This is a genomic window from Desulfosporosinus meridiei DSM 13257, from assembly GCF_000231385.2.
Taxonomy (GTDB): domain Bacteria; phylum Bacillota; class Desulfitobacteriia; order Desulfitobacteriales; family Desulfitobacteriaceae; genus Desulfosporosinus; species Desulfosporosinus meridiei.
In genome coordinates this window covers 1,137,125-1,154,318 of record NC_018515.1, presented here as the reverse complement: position 1 = coordinate 1,154,318, position 17,194 = coordinate 1,137,125, and the positions used below count along the sequence as shown (strand labels likewise).

At 42.3% G+C, this 17,194-nt stretch carries 16 protein-coding genes and 1 pseudogene; 5 read left to right on the top strand and 12 right to left on the bottom strand.

The genetic code is table 11. The annotated features are described in order from the left end of the window. Positions 1-3 precede the first annotated feature (3 nt). Positions 4-729, bottom strand: a complete 726-nt coding sequence (locus tag DESMER_RS05385) for a CPBP family intramembrane glutamic endopeptidase (protein ID WP_014902058.1) — start codon at positions 727-729, stop codon at positions 4-6. A 91-nt stretch (positions 730-820) separates the two neighbouring features. Between DESMER_RS05385 and DESMER_RS05380 the strand changes: the two genes are divergently transcribed. Further along, positions 821-1,063 carry a hypothetical protein gene (locus DESMER_RS05380; RefSeq protein WP_014902057.1) on the top strand — a complete coding sequence of 81 codons (243 nt, stop codon included), beginning with the start codon at positions 821-823 and terminating at the stop codon, positions 1,061-1,063. On the opposite strand, the gene DESMER_RS05375 is transcribed toward DESMER_RS05380, so the two are convergent. Further along, the gene (locus DESMER_RS05375; protein WP_014902056.1) at positions 1,060-1,713 is read right to left on the bottom strand and encodes an HAD hydrolase-like protein; all 654 of its coding nucleotides are present in this window, start codon (positions 1,711-1,713) and stop codon (positions 1,060-1,062) included. The genes DESMER_RS05380 and DESMER_RS05375 overlap by 4 nt on opposite strands. 91 nt (positions 1,714-1,804) lie before the next feature. Here DESMER_RS05375 and DESMER_RS05370 point away from each other — a divergent pair, with 91 nt between their 5' ends. Together DESMER_RS05370 and cls are read left to right on the top strand one after the other, a co-directional pair. Continuing rightward, positions 1,805-1,996, top strand: a complete 192-nt coding sequence (locus DESMER_RS05370) for a hypothetical protein (protein WP_014902055.1) — start codon at positions 1,805-1,807, stop codon at positions 1,994-1,996. A gap of 309 nt (positions 1,997-2,305) precedes the next feature. Beyond that, the gene (cls, locus tag DESMER_RS05365; protein WP_014902054.1) at positions 2,306-3,841 is read left to right on the top strand and encodes a cardiolipin synthase; all 1,536 of its coding nucleotides are present in this window, start codon (positions 2,306-2,308) and stop codon (positions 3,839-3,841) included. A gap of 78 nt (positions 3,842-3,919) precedes the next feature. On the opposite strand, the gene DESMER_RS05360 is transcribed toward cls, so the two are convergent. The 9 genes from DESMER_RS05360 to DESMER_RS05320 all read right to left on the bottom strand — a co-directional run bounded on the left by DESMER_RS05360 (position 3,920) and on the right by DESMER_RS05320 (position 13,477). Beyond that, complete coding sequence (locus tag DESMER_RS05360) at positions 3,920-4,240, bottom strand: AzlD domain-containing protein (RefSeq protein ID WP_014902053.1); 321 nt, start codon at positions 4,238-4,240, stop codon at positions 3,920-3,922. Positions 4,241-4,269: 29 nt separating this feature from the next. Further along, positions 4,270-5,019, bottom strand: coding sequence for an AzlC family ABC transporter permease (locus DESMER_RS05355; RefSeq protein ID WP_014902052.1), 750 nt, complete (start codon positions 5,017-5,019; stop codon positions 4,270-4,272). 4 nt (positions 5,020-5,023) lie between these two features. Then, complete coding sequence (aroA, locus tag DESMER_RS05350; protein WP_014902051.1) at positions 5,024-6,310, bottom strand: 3-phosphoshikimate 1-carboxyvinyltransferase; 1,287 nt, start codon at positions 6,308-6,310, stop codon at positions 5,024-5,026. Positions 6,311-6,393: 83 nt separating this feature from the next. Next, positions 6,394-7,314, bottom strand: a complete 921-nt coding sequence (locus tag DESMER_RS05345) for a prephenate dehydrogenase (RefSeq protein ID WP_014902050.1) — start codon at positions 7,312-7,314, stop codon at positions 6,394-6,396. Beyond that, on the bottom strand, positions 7,304-8,341 hold the full coding sequence (gene aroF, locus DESMER_RS05340; RefSeq protein WP_014902049.1) for a 3-deoxy-7-phosphoheptulonate synthase: 1,038 nt from the start codon (positions 8,339-8,341) through the stop codon (positions 7,304-7,306). The genes DESMER_RS05345 and aroF (DESMER_RS05340) overlap by 11 nt, the downstream gene beginning before the upstream one ends. A gap of 411 nt (positions 8,342-8,752) precedes the next feature. Further along, a complete protein-coding gene (locus DESMER_RS05335) occupies positions 8,753-9,430 on the bottom strand; it encodes a TorD/DmsD family molecular chaperone (RefSeq protein WP_014902048.1) in 678 nt (225 codons plus the stop codon). A gap of 27 nt (positions 9,431-9,457) precedes the next feature. Beyond that, entirely contained in the window at positions 9,458-10,300 is an 843-nt protein-coding gene (locus tag DESMER_RS05330; protein WP_014902047.1) for a dimethyl sulfoxide reductase anchor subunit family protein, read from the bottom strand. A gap of 3 nt (positions 10,301-10,303) precedes the next feature. Beyond that, a complete protein-coding gene (locus tag DESMER_RS05325; protein ID WP_014902046.1) occupies positions 10,304-10,882 on the bottom strand; it encodes a 4Fe-4S dicluster domain-containing protein in 579 nt (192 codons plus the stop codon). 18 nt (positions 10,883-10,900) lie between these two features. Then, positions 10,901-13,477, bottom strand: coding sequence for a molybdopterin-dependent oxidoreductase (locus tag DESMER_RS05320; protein ID WP_014902045.1), 2,577 nt, complete (start codon positions 13,475-13,477; stop codon positions 10,901-10,903). Positions 13,478-13,859: 382 nt separating this feature from the next. On the opposite strand from DESMER_RS05320, the gene DESMER_RS05315 reads away from it, so the two are divergent. Further along, positions 13,860-15,539: an ATP-binding protein gene (locus tag DESMER_RS05315; protein ID WP_014902044.1), complete on the top strand. Its 1,680-nt coding sequence runs from the start codon at positions 13,860-13,862 to the stop codon at positions 15,537-15,539. 19 nt (positions 15,540-15,558) lie between these two features. Further along, on the top strand, positions 15,559-16,263 hold the full coding sequence (locus tag DESMER_RS05310) for a response regulator transcription factor (RefSeq protein ID WP_014902043.1): 705 nt from the start codon (positions 15,559-15,561) through the stop codon (positions 16,261-16,263). Positions 16,264-16,349: 86 nt separating this feature from the next. On the opposite strand, the pseudogene aroF (DESMER_RS05305) reads toward DESMER_RS05310, so the two are convergent. Then, positions 16,350-17,174: pseudogene (gene aroF / locus DESMER_RS05305) on the bottom strand (3-deoxy-7-phosphoheptulonate synthase); the annotation flags it as partial. Positions 17,175-17,194 lie beyond the last annotated feature (20 nt).

The following is a 17,194-nucleotide window of genomic DNA, read 5'->3' as shown; positions in this document are numbered from 1 at the left end:
CTTTTACTCAATCATTATTTTAGCCGCGATAAGTGTAGCAACTATATTATTCAAAGCATGCAGCCCAACGGAAGGATAAAGGGACTTATAGCGATCATAAAGATAAACAAGCACCATTCCTAAAACAAAGCGTGGGAAAAATCCATAGGCCTGGAAGTGAAGGGCGGAGAAAATAATCGCACTTATGACTGCTGCTGTCCATTTTCCAAAGTAGGCTTGCAGACCTCCAAAGATAACTCCTCTAAACAGGGTTTCTTCTACAAGGGGGGCTAAAATGCCTGCCAACAGCAAATTAAGAATCAATGTATACCCTGTAACATCTCCTAAAAGTTTGGAGTATACATCCGTCTCGGGAGGTGTAAACCCATAATTAAAAAGTGCAATAGCGTAACAAATATTAACCACCCAAGTTAAAGCGTATAATACCAAAACCTTGGAAAAGATCACTCGTAAAGGTACATCCCTCCAGCCAAAATCAGCCCACGTCCAGCGCCTGACACGTTTTAGAAAATAGATTAACAGGGCGAAAGATAACTGTGTCAAAAAAGCATTCAAATACATCAAAACCCGTTCGTGGGGCCAAAGATCCATCAACCAAAACGTTCCAAAAGCTAAGCCGACATAAATACCTATAACTCCACCTAATACCAAGGCTAAGTCGACCCAATTTAATTTTCGGTCGCAACGTGGACTTTCACCATCTGTTAGATTTAGTCCATTATTGTCCATTACTCACTCTCCTTCTTCTTAGCGGGCAAAACGTCGGAGCACATAATTCAATTAATTTTTTCCTAGACTAAACCCTAAAGGAGGAATTTTTATGGAGTCATCAGAGATAACCCTACAAGTTTATCATCATCATCTTAAAATTCCCATTGAAACCTATTTCAATACAGTCACAGATTTTCTGGATCCTTGGGATGAGCGGGCCTATCAATTTGTAGTTCATAAATACTTGGAAGAAGCTAAGGACAACGGTATCGTAGGAATGGTTCGTCAAGAAAGAGATGAAAACTACGTCTACCTAGATGCCGCCGTCCGGTATCCGCAGACCATGGATTAACTTAAAAGCAGCTTTCCTAAACTCTCAACATTTGGCGCAAAAAAGTCAGGCTTTGCTACTTGTAATTCCTCAGCAGTCCCATACCCATATCCAACAGCTATCACATCAATTTTGTTTTCCCGAGCACCATAAACATCATATTTCCGATCACCGATCATTACTGCTTTTGACAGTGAAGCCTTAGGAGCTTTTTTCAGAACTTCTTTAATGACTGTCTCCTTTTCCGCCAACTGACCGTTTAACTCACTTCCCATGATAACATCAAAGTACTCTGCTAGTAAAAAATGTTGAAGAATTTTTTCTGCAAAAATTCTTGGTTTGGATGTTGCTAAAAAATGTTTACACCCCTTTTCTCTTAACTGCAACAATAACTCTGGGATTCCAGAGTAAACTTCATTTTCGTAGAGTCCTATTTCTTGAAAACGCCTTCTATAGGTCAACACTGCTTCATTTAACAGTGCATCATTTTGAGTTTCTAGTAGTATTTTAAAACTCTCTTTTAACGACGGCCCAATGACCCATTCGAGATCATCTGCTTTAGGTATGGGATAACCTAACTGACTTAACGCGTATTGAACCGAGCGGGTAATCCCTTCTTTCGAATCTGTTAAAGTTCCATCTAAATCCCAGAGCAGAATATCGTAGCGCATATAAACCTCCAAATCAGAATATTATTTCCTTAAATTTCCGGGATGAATCTAAGCTATTGCGGCTATTCTAAAACTAAAGGAGGGATAACAAATGTTTCATCAAAAACACTATCATACCCATGGAATGTTATTTTTTGTTAGTCTTATTTTAGCTTTCATTCTGGGACGTAAATCAGAGAGGTATGGTTTAACCATAGTTTCGCGAGGGTGCGGTTGCTATGAAGATGACGAGGAAATGGAAATAATGAGTGATTCCACGCCTACTAATAGTTACCCCCAATAGATCAACTTGTTTCCTCATAAGTCTTTCTAACTTAAATCTATTATAGCACCTATGCTAGATTACCTAAATGAAACTCCGAGAGTATTCTCGGAGTTTCAAATTAATAACAACTAAATCTTATATACATTTCAGTGAGCAACTAATCACCTGAGACAGCAACTCCACCCAACTTGATGGTATGATAGGCCGGAAGATCCATTTATGTTTGAGCTCCGCACAATACGTAAGAATATATTTACTCACTATATATTATTGAGTATACTTTATTTAGTCAATATATAACCTAAGTTCTATAATATAGAGGTGTGTATGAAAAGGATATTGAAGCTTCTACTTAACAGGATCTTTTTAGTCGGCATACCTATTCTTATCCAAGTATTTGCTTTAGTCCTTGTCATTTGGAAATTCAGTAACTTCTTTGTTTATTTTTATGCAATTTGTACATTACTTAGTGTAGTAGCCCTGCTAAGGATATTAAGCGGCAAGGTAAATCCCGCCTATAAGATTGCCTGGATTGTTCCAATTATGCTCTTTCCCATCTTTGGTGGACTTTTTTATCTGTTATTTGGCGGTAAGAAATTAAGTAAGCGTTCAAGAAGAAAAATGAAGGCGATTCAGGAGAAGATGATCAAATTACTTGGTCATAACGAGATGCTTAGCCAGGAAATCAAAGCCAAAAGCTTAAGTGCAGCCAATCAGTCATACTATATAGAAAACTATTCCTTCTGTCCGGTCTATCAAAACACGACTTCTGAGTATCTTACACCTGGAGAGCGAATGTATGCACGCTTACTAGAGGAACTAACCAAGGCGGAAAAATATATTTTTCTGGAATACTTCATCATTGAAGAAGGAACCTTCTGGAATTCCGTACTGGATATTCTAATCGAAAAGGTAAGTCAAGGAGTGGATGTTCGTGTCATTTATGATGATGTCGGATGTCTTTTTACGTTACCATATGGCTATCATAAACAACTTGAACGAATGGGAATCAAGTGCTGTGCTTTTAACCCCTTTATCCCAGTTCTATCGACTCGAATGAACAATCGTGATCACCGAAAAATTGCAGTCATCGACGGTTATACTGCCTTTACAGGCGGTATCAATCTCGCAGATGAGTATATCAACGCTTATAATAAATATGGACACTGGAAAGATTCAGCTGTCCTTCTTCAAGGAGATGCTGTTTGGAGCTTTACTGTAATGTTTCTGTCGCTATGGAGTCATCAGCGAAATACAGATGAAGACTATGAACACTTCAAACCTATGACCAAGGATATAAAGAAATTCTTCTCGGATGGCTATGTTCAGCCTTTTGGCGACACTCCATTAGACGACGAGTCGTTAGGAGAAACCATTTATTTGAATCTCATCAACACAGCTGAGCAATATGTCTATATCTATTCCCCTTATCTCATTCTCGACAATGTGATGCTTACTGCCCTTTGCTCTGCAGCTAAGCGAAATGTAGATGTTCGAATCATAACCCCTCACATCTGGGATAAATGGTACGTTCATGCTGTGACCCGCGCAAACTATGATGCCCTTGTGGAAAACGGCGTAAAGATCTATGAGTACACCCCAGGCTTCATGCATGCTAAATCCCTGGTGATTGATGACAAGCTGGCTGTTGTCGGAACAATTAATTTAGATTACCGCAGTCTATTCTTACATTTCGAATGCGGGGTCTGGCTTTACCAAACACAAAGCGTTTTGGAAGTAACTAAGGATTTTCTTTCGACCGTAGAACGATGTAAACCTGTCACATTGGCGGACTGTCGGGCTGTCAAATGGTACAAGCGTCTAGGTCGTTCTGTTCTGCGTGTTTTCGCCCCGCTTATGTAATAAAATAATAACCGTGCAGTAAAGGTCTGCACGGTTATTATTTTTGAGAAGAATTTTTTAATTAAGTCGCGGCTATTCTTACACGAGTAATTTATCCAACCCCCAGAACACACTCATCCCAAAGAGGATTCCTAAAAATAAATTCGGTACGAATTTTGAAAAGAGAAATGTCAAAATTCCCGCCCAGAGAAAGGGGTTATTTACAATAACAATTGTTCCACTCGGTGTTACTAGCTCAGGAACAACCAAGGCAGCAAGTAAGGCAATGGGGACAAGTTCGATAAAATCTCGAGCAAACCCCTTAACATTCTTTCCTTTAAACAATAGAAAAGGCAGTACCCGCGAACCATATGTAACAATTGTCATTAATAAAACGGTTTCAAGCAATTGGATTGACATGAATCTCTTCCCTTCTCATTCTAAACCTCTTAAATACTCTCTTGGCTGTCATAGCCGACACTCTCAGACACTCTCTTCCCACGCCACCATGCCCCGATGCCTGCGGCAACAACCACACTAATAATTAAGTAAATTTTCCCGGGAATCAGTACCTTTAAGAAAACTGCCAGAACGGCAGCTGAGATATACGTCATATAATTCTTCTTAGACAGAGAGGATGTTGTTAGGATGATGAACAAAGCTAAGAGAGCAAATTGAAAACCCGAGAACTGAATCGGGAGCCATTTGCCAATTAATCCCCCTAGGATTGTAAAGCTTACCCAAGTAGAATAAGCTCCTAGGTTAATTCCTGCCATAACTCTACGACGATTTTCTTCCCCTTCAACATTCTGCAAAACCTTTGTATTAAGCACAAAGGTTTCGTCGGTAAGCCCTTGAGCCAAACCCAGTGACCAAGGAAGTGATCTCTCCGGGAAGTAAGGAACAACCGACAAGCTCATGATAAAATGTCGAATATTTACAATAAGGGTTGTAACCCCAATCATTAAAGGGGTTGCTCCTTGATGGATCATTTCAATTGCAATAAACTGAGAAGCCCCGGCATACACAAAGAGCGACATAAATCCGGCTTCCCAAAAGGTTAATCCGAACTGAGTTGCAAGTATACCAAAGGTTATAGCCACTGGTGCATATCCAATTGCAATGGTCAATGATTGCCTCAATCCGTAGGCAAATCCCTTTTCAATAGCTTTATTAGATTTATCACCTTTGTAAGACATTGAGTTATCCAGCTACTTTCTCTATAACAGATAAAAAGTCAGGGTATGAAACATCAGCCGCGGCCATGTCTTCCACACTAACTCCTTCCTTTGACAGCATCCCGGCGATGGCCCAGGCCATAGCCAGGCGATGATCACCCAAACTGCTCGCTTGTCCTCCGTTCAACGAAGTCTGACCATAGATACGCAGACCATCCGGAAGTTCTTCCACTTTAGCCCCCAGAGCACTTAACCCTTGCACAACAGTACTTATCCGATCCGTTTCTTTAACTCTCAGTTCTGCCGCATCCCGAATAACGGTTTCTCCTTCAGCCAAACTCGCTGCTACAGCCAGGATAGGGATCTCATCAATCAGACGAGGAATTATGTCTCCGGCTATCTCCACACCTTTAAGTTTAGCAGGACGTACACGTATAGTAGCTCTAGGTTCACCGCATAGTTCTTGAATATTGATTAATTCAATATCTGCACCCATGGCCATCAATACCTCTAAGATTCCGGTACGAGTTGGGTTGACACCAACATGGGGCAGAATAATCTCTCCTTGCCCTACCAAGCTTCCTAAGACTAAGAAGAAGGCTGCCGATGAAATATCCCCCGGTACAGAAACAGCTTGACTCTTGAGACTTCCACCACCTTGGATCTTCACAAGGGTCTTATGGCTCCGGACATCAACTCCGAACCCTCGGAGCATTCGTTCCGTATGATCTCTAGAAAGCGCAGGTTCCTGCACACTAGTTTCTCCGTGAGCTCTTAACCCTGCCAAAAGAATAGCGGATTTTATTTGAGCTGAAGCAACAGGGGTATTAAAGACACGGCCCTCTAACTGACCACCTTGCATTGTAAGGGGAGCAAAATTCCCATCCTTGCGCCCCATTATCTGAGCCCCCATCATTTTAAGAGGGTCGGTAACTCTGCGCATAGGTCGTGATCGCAGAGAGTGGTCACCGCTCATGGTAACAGTAAAAGGACTTCCCGCCAGAGCACCCAGCATCAGTCTCATGGTCGTTCCGGAATTACCCGCATCAAGAACATCGTCTGGTTCCTTCCATGCCTCAATGCCCTCACCTCTTATCCACACATCAGTACCCTGTCTTTCCCAAGATACTCCTAATTGTTTAAGGCATCGAAGGGTACTTAAACAGTCCTGGCCCAATAAAAAGTTTGATACATGTGTTTCTCCATGAGCCATCCCGCCAAAAAGTGCTGCCCTATGAGAAATAGACTTATCGCCAGGAACTCTGATTTCGCCTCTCAGTTTGGTGATCGGCTTTATATACACGCCTCCCATAAATGATTACCTCCCAGCGCATTCAATTACCATTGGTAGTCTCTATTATAACCTAAAAACTTATCAATCACATACGATATTACTTAATTAAGACTTTCCCTCGCCAGGTGAGCCTTACGAAAGGCTTCGGCAATCCCCTCTCCATCCCCTTGCAGAAGGGACTCCTTCAACTCCCGGACTCTTTGTTCCCATAAAGTAAGTCCGCCTAAAATTGCGTCAGCATTTTTAACCATTATTTCTTTCCACATTTCAGGAGAACTGTCTGCTATGCGTGTTATATCACGAAAACTACGACCGGCTAAAGCAAAAGGCTCTTTACCTTCTTTGGAAGCATCTTGAGTTGCTAAGGTTAAGGCTACGGCTAACAAATGGGGGATATGACTAACCATTGCCACTTCCACATCATGTTCAAGAGGTTCCCGAAATACTACTTTGGCGCCAAATCCTTTTAAAGTAGCGGCTAGTTTTTGATAGACATGAGGCGGACAATCCTTGTCAGGTGTTAGGACGTAAGGGTAACCCTGAAAAAGGTTAGGATCTGCCACTCTAAATCCCGACTGTTCGGAACCGGTCATGGGATGTCCGCCAATAAAATAGAATTCAGGAAAATCCGTCTGGTTGTCAACTCCTGATTTCCTGCAAATACCTCTCTTTAGGCTTCCCACATCCGTAACAACTGCTCCCTTAGGAATCCTTCCCGTCAATTGATCAAGCCCTTCCTCCAGTATCTGTAACGGAAGTGCTAATACTATCAAATCCACATCCAAAAACTCTGGCACAGATGTCCAACCATCCTGCAGCCAGCCCCGCTCAACTGCTTCCTTGATACTGGCCTTTTCAGAATCGATTGCTGAAACATCCCACCCCGCATTATGCAAAGCTCCCGCCCAAGATCCTCCAATGAGACCCAGACCGAAAATGCAAGCCCTCGGTATTCGAAGGCCTGACCATCCCGGTGCTAATTCTTTTACACTTTTGGTAAATATAGATTCGTCACTCAGCACGCTTACTCACTTCCCCTAACTCACGATCTAACACAGAAGTCAGTCTTGCCAAATCGTCCATCATGACTTTGAACTTTTCAGGTGTTAAAGATTGTTTGCCATCTGAAACTGCTTTTTCAGGGTGTGGATGAACTTCAACAATTAAGCCATCGGCTCCTGCTGCCAGAGCGGCTTTTGCCATAGGAGGGACTAAATGCCACTTTCCAGTTCCATGACTAGGGTCAATTATGACCGGCAAGTGGGAAAGTGTATGCAAGGCCGGAACCATACTCAAATCCAGAGTATTTCGAGTGTAGCTTTCGAAAGTTCGAATTCCACGCTCACAAAACATAACTTGGTAATTCCCGCCATCCATAAGATACTCTGCCGCCATCATCCACTCTTCCAAGGTTGCAGACGGTCCTCTTTTGAGAAGAACCGGCTTCCCACACTTGGCCGCTTCTTTAAGAAGAATGAAGTTCTGCATATTACGAGCCCCAATTTGAAGTACATCTGCATAATCCGCCACCAAAGAAACATCTCGAGCATCAATAACCTCAGTAATTACTAAAAGACCGGTTTTCTCCCGGGCTTCGGCTAGATAACGCAATCCTTCCTCTTCAAGTCCCTGAAAAGAATATGGTGAGGTTCTTGGCTTAAAGGCACCCCCACGTAGAAAGGTCGCCCCTGCTTCTCGCACCGCATGTGCTGTTTCTAGAATTTGTTCCCTGCTTTCAACCGCACAGGGCCCCGCCATGACATGAACCTTATTACCGCCAATTTCTTGATCGCCAATACGAATAATACTGTTTGCTGGATGAAATTCTCGACTCACCAATTTATAAGGGGCTAAAATAGGCACAACCTTTTCTACAAAAGGCAATGCTTCTAAATCGAGGGCTTCAAGGCGACTACGGTCTCCAATTGCCCCCATAATTGTCTTTTCTACCCCTTGGGAAAGATGGATCTTAAAGCCCTCCTCAGCTAATCGTGTAGAAACCTCTTCAATCTGTTCTGCCGTTGAACCCGTTTTCATTACTACAATCATCTTAATACCCCTTTCTACCATCCTACATTTATTTAATTTGGATGCAAAAAGACACCCTGAATAGAGGGTGCCTTGATTCCAATTGCTCCCATCCTACTATTCTAACAACTCATCGGCAAATCCGTTCGAACCGCTCACGCGATAACGGAAAACCATCCTACTTAAGCTTTGCCAAACAAAGCTTGCTTATACAAAGATTTGATCAAGTTCATCTTAGCTTCAGATAAAATTAAATTAGAGCTATCTTAACATAGAATGGGCTGTCCCTACAACCCCTTTGATCACTAAAATATTCTATCGTAATTATTACATAGGTTTTCCCACTAGTTCAAAACAAGGTGGACTCCTTAGAAAAAGAAGTCCACCTTGTTTTATTGCGATGTGAAGTTATATCAAATTCCCGAGAAAAACTTAAAGGCTCGTCAGTATTTCATCAATAACCTTTATATCTGTTTTTAGGTATCTCTTTAATAGAGAGACAATACCTCTGTAGAAGGAATGAGGCCTGGCAGCCTCCAAATCCGATGCAAACTGAGGAACCCAGACAAGTAAATGCTCCGTCAAAAAAGCCTTTTGATCCTTTAAAATCGCTCTAAACTTAACAATATCTTCTGCTTGGAAGGCGATTTCAGCAAGGTTGCTGAGATTATACATGAAATCTAATTCTAAAGCCAGGTGATCATCGGCCTCAAAACGATATTGAGCAGGGAGAAAGTTATATTTCAAATAACACTTGCGCACTTCTAAGGTGCTTTCCTGAAATATCAGCCTCTCTTTGCTTACATAAACAGATTCCCAAGGAGGAGCAGGCAATTTAGTTGGACCGAGAAACAACCGCGTATATTCAATGCGAACCTCGTCCAGAGCATCGTCCTCATTCTCTTCTAATTGCTCCGTAAAATCTCTGACAAGATCTAGGCTATCTTCTAAAGACAGTAAAGCTAGTGAGGTTTGAGTATGATCGCTGTTTAGAATCCGGATTGTCTCTAGGGCAGGTTCATTTCCAAATGAGTTTTGCAATAAACGATATAGATAGGTTCTGTTTGCCAAGAGTATTGCAATATCATCCTGCCTAGATTCGGTTTTCATAGATTTAAACCTCCCTTTATCCGTATTTTAAGTCAAACCAATGTGAGAGGTGATCATTGAAGCATAGAAAACATATCTGCCTATTATCTCACCGATTAACAAGATAGCCGCCGCCACATAAATCATTCCTGCAGCAGATTTAGACCCCGTCGTACCGCTTTTCTCAATGGCCGGCCACAGAAGAAGTCCGGCCCCTCCTAGAATAAGCAGCCATTTCAGAGCAATGACTACGCCCATATCACTAAGTGCCTTAGCACTCTCTTGAGCAGCCATCCCGTTCTGTCCTAAGCTAAAAGCATAGGGAACCGCTACAGCAGCTTGAATTACTACTGCAACTAAAACGATAAAAGGAAGAAGTCTATGATTAGCTTCGTTTAGCTCCTTAAAGCCGGACACTAAGAAGATCAGCGCACCTAAAGCTATGGCTGTTGTATAAAAATCCACAAAGGTGTTCATTCCATCCCAAGCCGGCACACTGGCCATGGTATATACTTTAGCCATGGAGAAGACGGTGACAAGACCGACGGCACATCCAGCCCATCTTAAGACTGTATTAAGACCTTGGCTCTCCGGCCTGTAGTATTGGACGAAAGCGTATAGCACAGCGATACCCATGAAGATTCCTGCCAGCAGAGCTTCCTTGCTTAACCAAGAACTCCCTAAGTTAGAGAGGGAATTTAAAGCCGAAAAGGGTTGCCCTAAATGCACAAAGGAAGCCAAAACTCCTGCAACACTTAAGCCCGCTGAGATTAGTGCGGCAACTTTAAACTGTTTGTCTTTATAAAGCTGTTTCCCTAAGGTAATAAAGATCATGCTGCCGATAGCAGCCTGCAGACAAAGGGTAAATATCAATAAAGCTGTTTCGTCCATTTTCTAAATCTCCTTTTTTCGGAAATCTTTTTGCCTGGCTATGGCTTTTGCTTTAATAAGCACCGATGGGTTGGTCGTAGAGGAAGGCGGGAGAATCGGCAGATCATTGGTGATGTCGCTGCCATGTTTGGCTTTTAATTCTTCCAGCTCTCCCCATTCCAGAGCACGCATCGGACAGGCCTCCACACAAACAGGGGTTGCTCCTTGATCCCGAAGATCCTTACATCCATCGCATTTGCTTACCTTGCCTAACTCTTCAATGAATTGAGGAACCCCGTAAGGACAAGCCCAAGTGCAATAACGACAGCCAATACACTTGGTTTTATCGTGCTGTACCGTACCATCGGCATCAACATGCATAGCACGGGTAGGGCAACCTTCTACGCATTTAGGATTAGCACAATGATTACAGGTTCCCGAATAATGGTACACACCAGGAGTCGGAAAAACACCCGTTTCAAAATTTCTTACTTGTCTAAAGATAGTACCTATCTTTAGATCGTTTTTATCTTTACAAGCAATTTGACAAGTTCGGCAGCCTATACAAGTCGTCATATTAAAATAGAATCCCATACGTCCCATTCTCGCCCACTCTCCTTTCTAGAAAATAATTCTTTGTGGTTTTTTAACGTCGGGAGTTAATGGCAGATCTGAATATTTTTCCATTTTAACCACGCAGCTATTCCAGCCTGATGCACCTTGCCCCGTCGACACCGGACCACAAAGAATATTGTCTGCGCCCCCAGTATCAATTCCTGTTTTCTCATCCATGTCAACCCATGAACCATGAGGCAAGCCAACGACCCCAGGCATAAAACGCTCAGTAACGCAAGCAGTACGCAAGGTCTTGCCATGCTGACTGGTCAATAAAACCGTATTCCCATCGCTGATGCCTAATTCTTTAGCATCCTTTTCGCTAATGAAGACGGGGTTGGGCCAGGTCTCTCTGAGCCACTGAACATTGTCGAAAACAGAATGTGAACGGCGTAGATAATGGGGATTGATGACCTGGTAAGGATAATCCCCTTTCACTTTACCTTTCCAATCACTAAAGGTGGCCTCATATCCTTCAACCGGCGGAGTGTAGGTGGGAATAGGTCTAATTTTGCTATAACCCATATTGTTAATTCTATCAGCCAAGGCCTGAGAATAGATCTCCATTTTGCCGCTGGTGGTTTTGCGTGGATTAGCTGCCGGATCATCCCGGAATTCCTTTAAAGCAATAAAGCCGTAGTTATCGCCGGGTTTTCTTTCAACTTGATAAATCCCTTTTTCTTGAAATTCTTTCAGGCTAATTCTGCCTTGTTGCGGTTTTCCTTTTACCTTGCGCTCAGCAATATCCGCTTCAGTAATGGTAACCAAAGGCTCTTTGGTTACTCCATCCTCGGCAATGACAGTGGCACCGGCGATTTGATTGAAAAGCTGTTGTTTAGAATCAATAGGAAATGCCTTGTTAGGATCTACTCCCAGACGTTTGCCTAATTCCATAGCTATCCACTCATCACTTTGACATTCATACATCGGCTCGGTGATTTGAGAGTACATAATCAGAATTTCCCGATTGCCTGTAACGAACCCGCCGAGTTTTTCCCATTCAGTGGTCAAGGGAAGCACGAAGTCGGAATACTTAGCGTTAGTGGTCAAGAATTGGGCATGGCTAACGACTAAATCGACTTTACGATGAGCTTCGATCCCTTTCGTCATGCCATCAGCGGTTTGCAGCCTGGCACTCGTGTCATGATAAATCATGTGAATGTCAATATCCCGCATTTCGCCTTTAAGCCATTGCATATTGCCCGTAAAATTGTATTTGCCCTCAAGAATAGCTCTCCACATTTCCGTATGATTCATACTATCTGTGACAGGATTTTTTACAGTGGGCAAACCATTGCCGCCAGGGCTTACTAAGGAAGGCCCGCCATTGCTGGAGCCGGTATGACAACTTACTCCGCACATATGGCCTGATTTTCCGATATGCCCAGTCATCGCTCCGATAGTCATCACCATATGAGGAAGACTATCCGCATTTTGGGTTCGGGCAGAGGCCCAGCCAAAGATGATAGCAACCTTCTTATTTTTATTCATAGCTCTAGCCAGGTAACGGATTTGATCAGGCTCTACACCGCAAATCTCAGAAGCCCACTCTGCACTTTTAGGCACACCGTCATAGGTCCCTAAGACATAGTCCTTAAAATTCTCCTTTGGATCAGCACCTTCCGGCATACTATCGGCATCAAAGCCGATGGTATTATTTTTTAAGAACTCCCAGTCAATTAAAGGGTTGGTCATGGGATTGTCTTCAACAATTAAAGTATGAGCGGCTCCTAACAGCAGAGTCGTATCCGTTGACGGACGAGTAGGAATCCAGTCCGCCTCTAATAAAGCATAGGTATCATTATAATAGGGGTCAACTCCAATAAACTCAGCACCGGCCTTTTTCACTTGGAGAAAATTATAGGAAGGATTCCCTCCGGCACTCCAAGCCGGGTTCATGCTGAACATAATCACTGTTTCACAATTGCGCATATCTAAGCGGTCATTGATACCCTCAACTGCCGAGGGGGTAAAGCCAATGGGGCCATTGGTACCGTGCCAAGTACCTCGGGATGTAGTGCCCCAATTACCTACATAACCACCATATAAACTTAAAATCTTTGATACGCTGCCACCATCGGCAAAGAAGGCCCGATTATCGTGTTCTTCTTTGATCCGTTTCATTTCACCCGCAATGGAATCTAAAGCTTCTTTCCAAGAAATTCTGACCCATTCATCTTTACCCCGCAGCTCCTTCTGACCGCCACCTGGAGCCCAGTTTTTCCGTCTCATGGGGTACTTTAGTCGATCAGCACCAAAAACCTGCTGCCGTTGAGAACGTCCGCGCAGACAAGCCCTTTGTTGCGGGAAGTCCGGAGTATCCGGATGGGTATCATCGGTTTTTTGGCGAATAACCACACCATCAATCACAAATGCTTTATTCAAGCATCTGCTGCCACAATTATGCCAACAAGCAGCAGTTATCCACTTGCCTTCCTGACTTGCAGCTTGATCAACACCCGCTGTCTTTAATGTATTGCCACAACCCACTAAGGATAAACTGGCAGCTGCAGCCGTGCTGGCCTTAATAAAACTTCTTCGACTAAGGTTCAGACTGTTAACTTTATCCATAAAATTAGCCATTTGTTGTAATAACCTCCTTATAAAACAAGTAGAAAGCTAAATAATTCACATAAAAGAATCTAATTTGCCCCCCTTTATTAATAATAGCTACATTTAAAACTTTATAAGCAGTACTAATTTCTAGCTTAACACAAAGATATTAATGATCTTATTGTTAAATATTAATAGATTATTAATATAATATTATTTTTTTAATTAGTTAAATTGGATACTAAAGACAAATTTCCTAAAAATAAAAAATTACAAAACGCCGAGAATATGATAGACTTTTTAATAATCGTAATTACTTTTTTCTATAACAATAAATACCAACTAAACCCTTACTTGAAGTAACAGGTAACCCGAACAGGGGATAATAATACAAGGCAAAGTGGGGTAAGCTATGCAAAATAGCAAATTTTTCGGGGGAGTAAGGGATAATTTAACGTTTCGTTTCATGTTGGCTACAGTTATCATAATTATTACTGTGATGGGAATTAAGTTTTCCTGGGATTATTCTGAAGAGAAAAAACAGACTGAGCGAGAGCTAATAGAAAAAGCTCAGATTATCTCTGAGCAGCAAAAAGCTTTGATGGAATTCGTAGCTATCAATCAGAATAAGATCAATTACGATTCTAAAGGCAACTTTGAGTTCAAGCATTTAAGCTGTTCCACGGTGGCTATGGGAGTAGGGATGATGCTGGCCAGCGAAACGGAATACAGGATAAACCCAACCAATCTACAATATAGGAACGTCTTAAATGCCCCAGATGAATTTGAAATTGAGGGTCTGACCAGGCTTAAGGAAAATCCCTCCACAACGGAATATTTTGCTATCAAAGAAGAGAAGGGGGAAATGGTTTTTCGCTATATGTCCCCTTTAAGTATCGACGAAAATTGCTTAAACTGTCATGGACAGCCTCAAGGAGAACTCGACATCTCCGGATTCGCCAAGGAAGGTCTGGCTATCGGGGATTTTGCCGGAGCCGTTAGTCTGACAATGCCCATGGATATCTATATGGACAATACTAAGAGAAGTTTATTTAGCAATGGCTTCTTTTCCGTCATTCTGATTTTAGTGTGTGTCACTGGTATCTATTCTTTAGTAACCAAAATGGTGACAAGCTCTCTGGGTGAATTGGAGCAGGCTGTTGCTCAAGTAGGAGCAGGCAAATGGGATGTAAATCTAACTAATCTGAAGGCTAAGGGAGAAATAAAAAGGCTGACCAAACATTTTCAGACTATGATTGAACAGCTGAAGGATTTATATACGAACCTGGAATTAAAAGTAGAACAGCGAACGGATGAATTAGAAAAAGGCAATTTGCTTTTACAAAGGCATAAACAGGAGCTTGAACAGGTAAATCTCAGATTAAAAGAAAGCAATCTTTATAAATCAGAATTTCTAGCAGTTATGAGCCACGAGTTAAGAACTCCTCTTACATCGATCATGGCCTTCGCCGAACTTATCTCTGTTGGGATTCCTCCAAAAGATACAAAACAGCAATACTATCTGAAGGAAGTACTCCAGAACAGCCAAATCCTGCTAAGGCTGATCAATAACATTCTGGATCTGGCCAAAATTGAAGCAGGGAAAGATCAGCTCGTGTTAGAAGTTCTAGATATGACCGACATAGTAGCTTCTGTGGAGAGTGTCATTGCCCCTTTAGCTCAAAGCAAAGAATTGGCATTTCAGGTTCAAGTCGCTCCCGATGTACCCTTAACTAAAGCCGATCCGGAGAAGATACGCAGAGTTGTGGAAAATCTGGCTGGAAATGCTGTCAAGTTCACGGAAAAAGGGGGCAAGGTTGGAATTCAAGTTCAATTTGATGATCTAAGAAAAGAGATCATTATTAAAGTGACCGACAATGGCATAGGAATCAGAGAAGAATATCAAGCCTATATTTTTGAAAAGTTTACCCAGGCCGATAGTTCTTCTTCGCGTAAATACGGAGGAACCGGCTTGGGTCTAGCCTTAGCCAAAGAATTAGTAGAACTCCATCAAGGCTGGATTAAGGTAGAAAGTAGATCTGGCGGAGGTAGTACTTTCATTGTCGGTCTTCCTGTCTGGGATATTGAATAAAGTGAAAAAGAGGGTGAAAATGCTGGAGCGTTTAAAAGTAATGTTGGTGGATGACGATGAAAGAATTCATACCATAGTAGAGCATCTTGTTCAAAAAGAGGGGTATGACTTTTCTTATGCTGCCGACGGAGAAAAAGCTTTGCAAATGTTTGCCCTCGAAAAGCCAGATCTGATTATTCTTGATGTCATGCTCCCCGAAATTGATGGCTTCGAAGTTTGTCGAAGAATTCGTCAAATCAGTAATGTTCCAATCATCTTGCTTTCGGCCAAAGGGGATATTGTCGATAAGAGTGTGGGGTTCAACATGGGGGCTGATGACTATATTACTAAACCCTTTAGTCCCATAGAACTGACTTTACGCATAAAAGCTATCTTTCGCAGAGCCTCTTTAAAAGAGAAATCCACCAGCTCCTCTAAAAATGAGGATAGTATTGTGATTAAGGATTTAGAAATTAACAATAAGAGTTTTGAAGTACAAGTACGAGGGGAAAAAGTTGACTTCACCTCCAAAGAATTTGAACTCCTATGGTTTATGGCGGAACATCCCGGCCAAGTGTTTACGCGAGAGCAGCTTTTTGATAATCTGTGGGGAGAAAAATATTTGGGAAGTCCCGGAACCATTACAGTTTTTGTCAGGAAAATCCGGGAGAAAATCGAGCTTGACCCTGCCCATCCGGAGTATCTTTTGACAGTATGGGGAGTAGGCTATAAATTTTGTGATTAGTCCATCAACATAGAAGAGACCGGATTGCCGCACTTACCAGCAATCCGGTCTCTTCTTATTCTTGAAAAGCAGCTAAATAATTTGATCTAAATAACTTCTCGTCCTACAGCCTGCGCAACAGGTCTAAGTCTATCCATGAATTCTTCAAAATTATGAAAATTGAGGGATTGATCTCCATCACTTAACGCAAGCTCTGGTTGAGGATGGACTTCGATCATTAATCCATCTGCACCCGCGGCAACTCCAGCCAAACCAACAGGGTTAACCAACGACCTTTTTCCTGTACCATGACTCGGGTCTAAAAAAACAGGCAGATGAGTTAACTCCTTTAACGCAGGTATAGCTGTTATGTCCACTGTGTTACGGGTATAGGTCTCAAAGGTTCGAATCCCTCGTTCACATAATACTACCTGATCGTTACCCTCTGCCATGATATACTCTGCAGCATAAATCCATTCTTCTAAAGTAGAAGCTAAACCCCTTTTAAGAAAGACAGGATGCTTAGTTTTCCCTATCTCAGTTAAGAGAGTATAGTTTTGCATATTTCGAGAACCAATCTGAAACATATCCGCAACTAGCCCAACTCGTTCAATATCTCGTGCATCCATTACTTCAGTCACCACCGGCAGACCGGTTAATGCTTTGATTTGAGCTAACATTTCCAAGCCTCCTATACCTTTACCTCGAAAGGAATAGGGAGAAGTTCTTGGTTTATAAGCACCACCTCTTAACATTGTAGCGCCAAGACGTTGAACCTCCAGTGCTGTGCTGAGCAGCTGGTCATAACTTTCGATAGCACAGGGACCGGCAATGACGACCAACTGAGGGCCCCCGATGATAACATCTCCCACTCGAACCGTAGTGGTTTCTTGTTGTTCTTCCTTCCGTCGAGCGATTAGCTTCATCGCGCTCTCCTTCTTCCTACTATAGC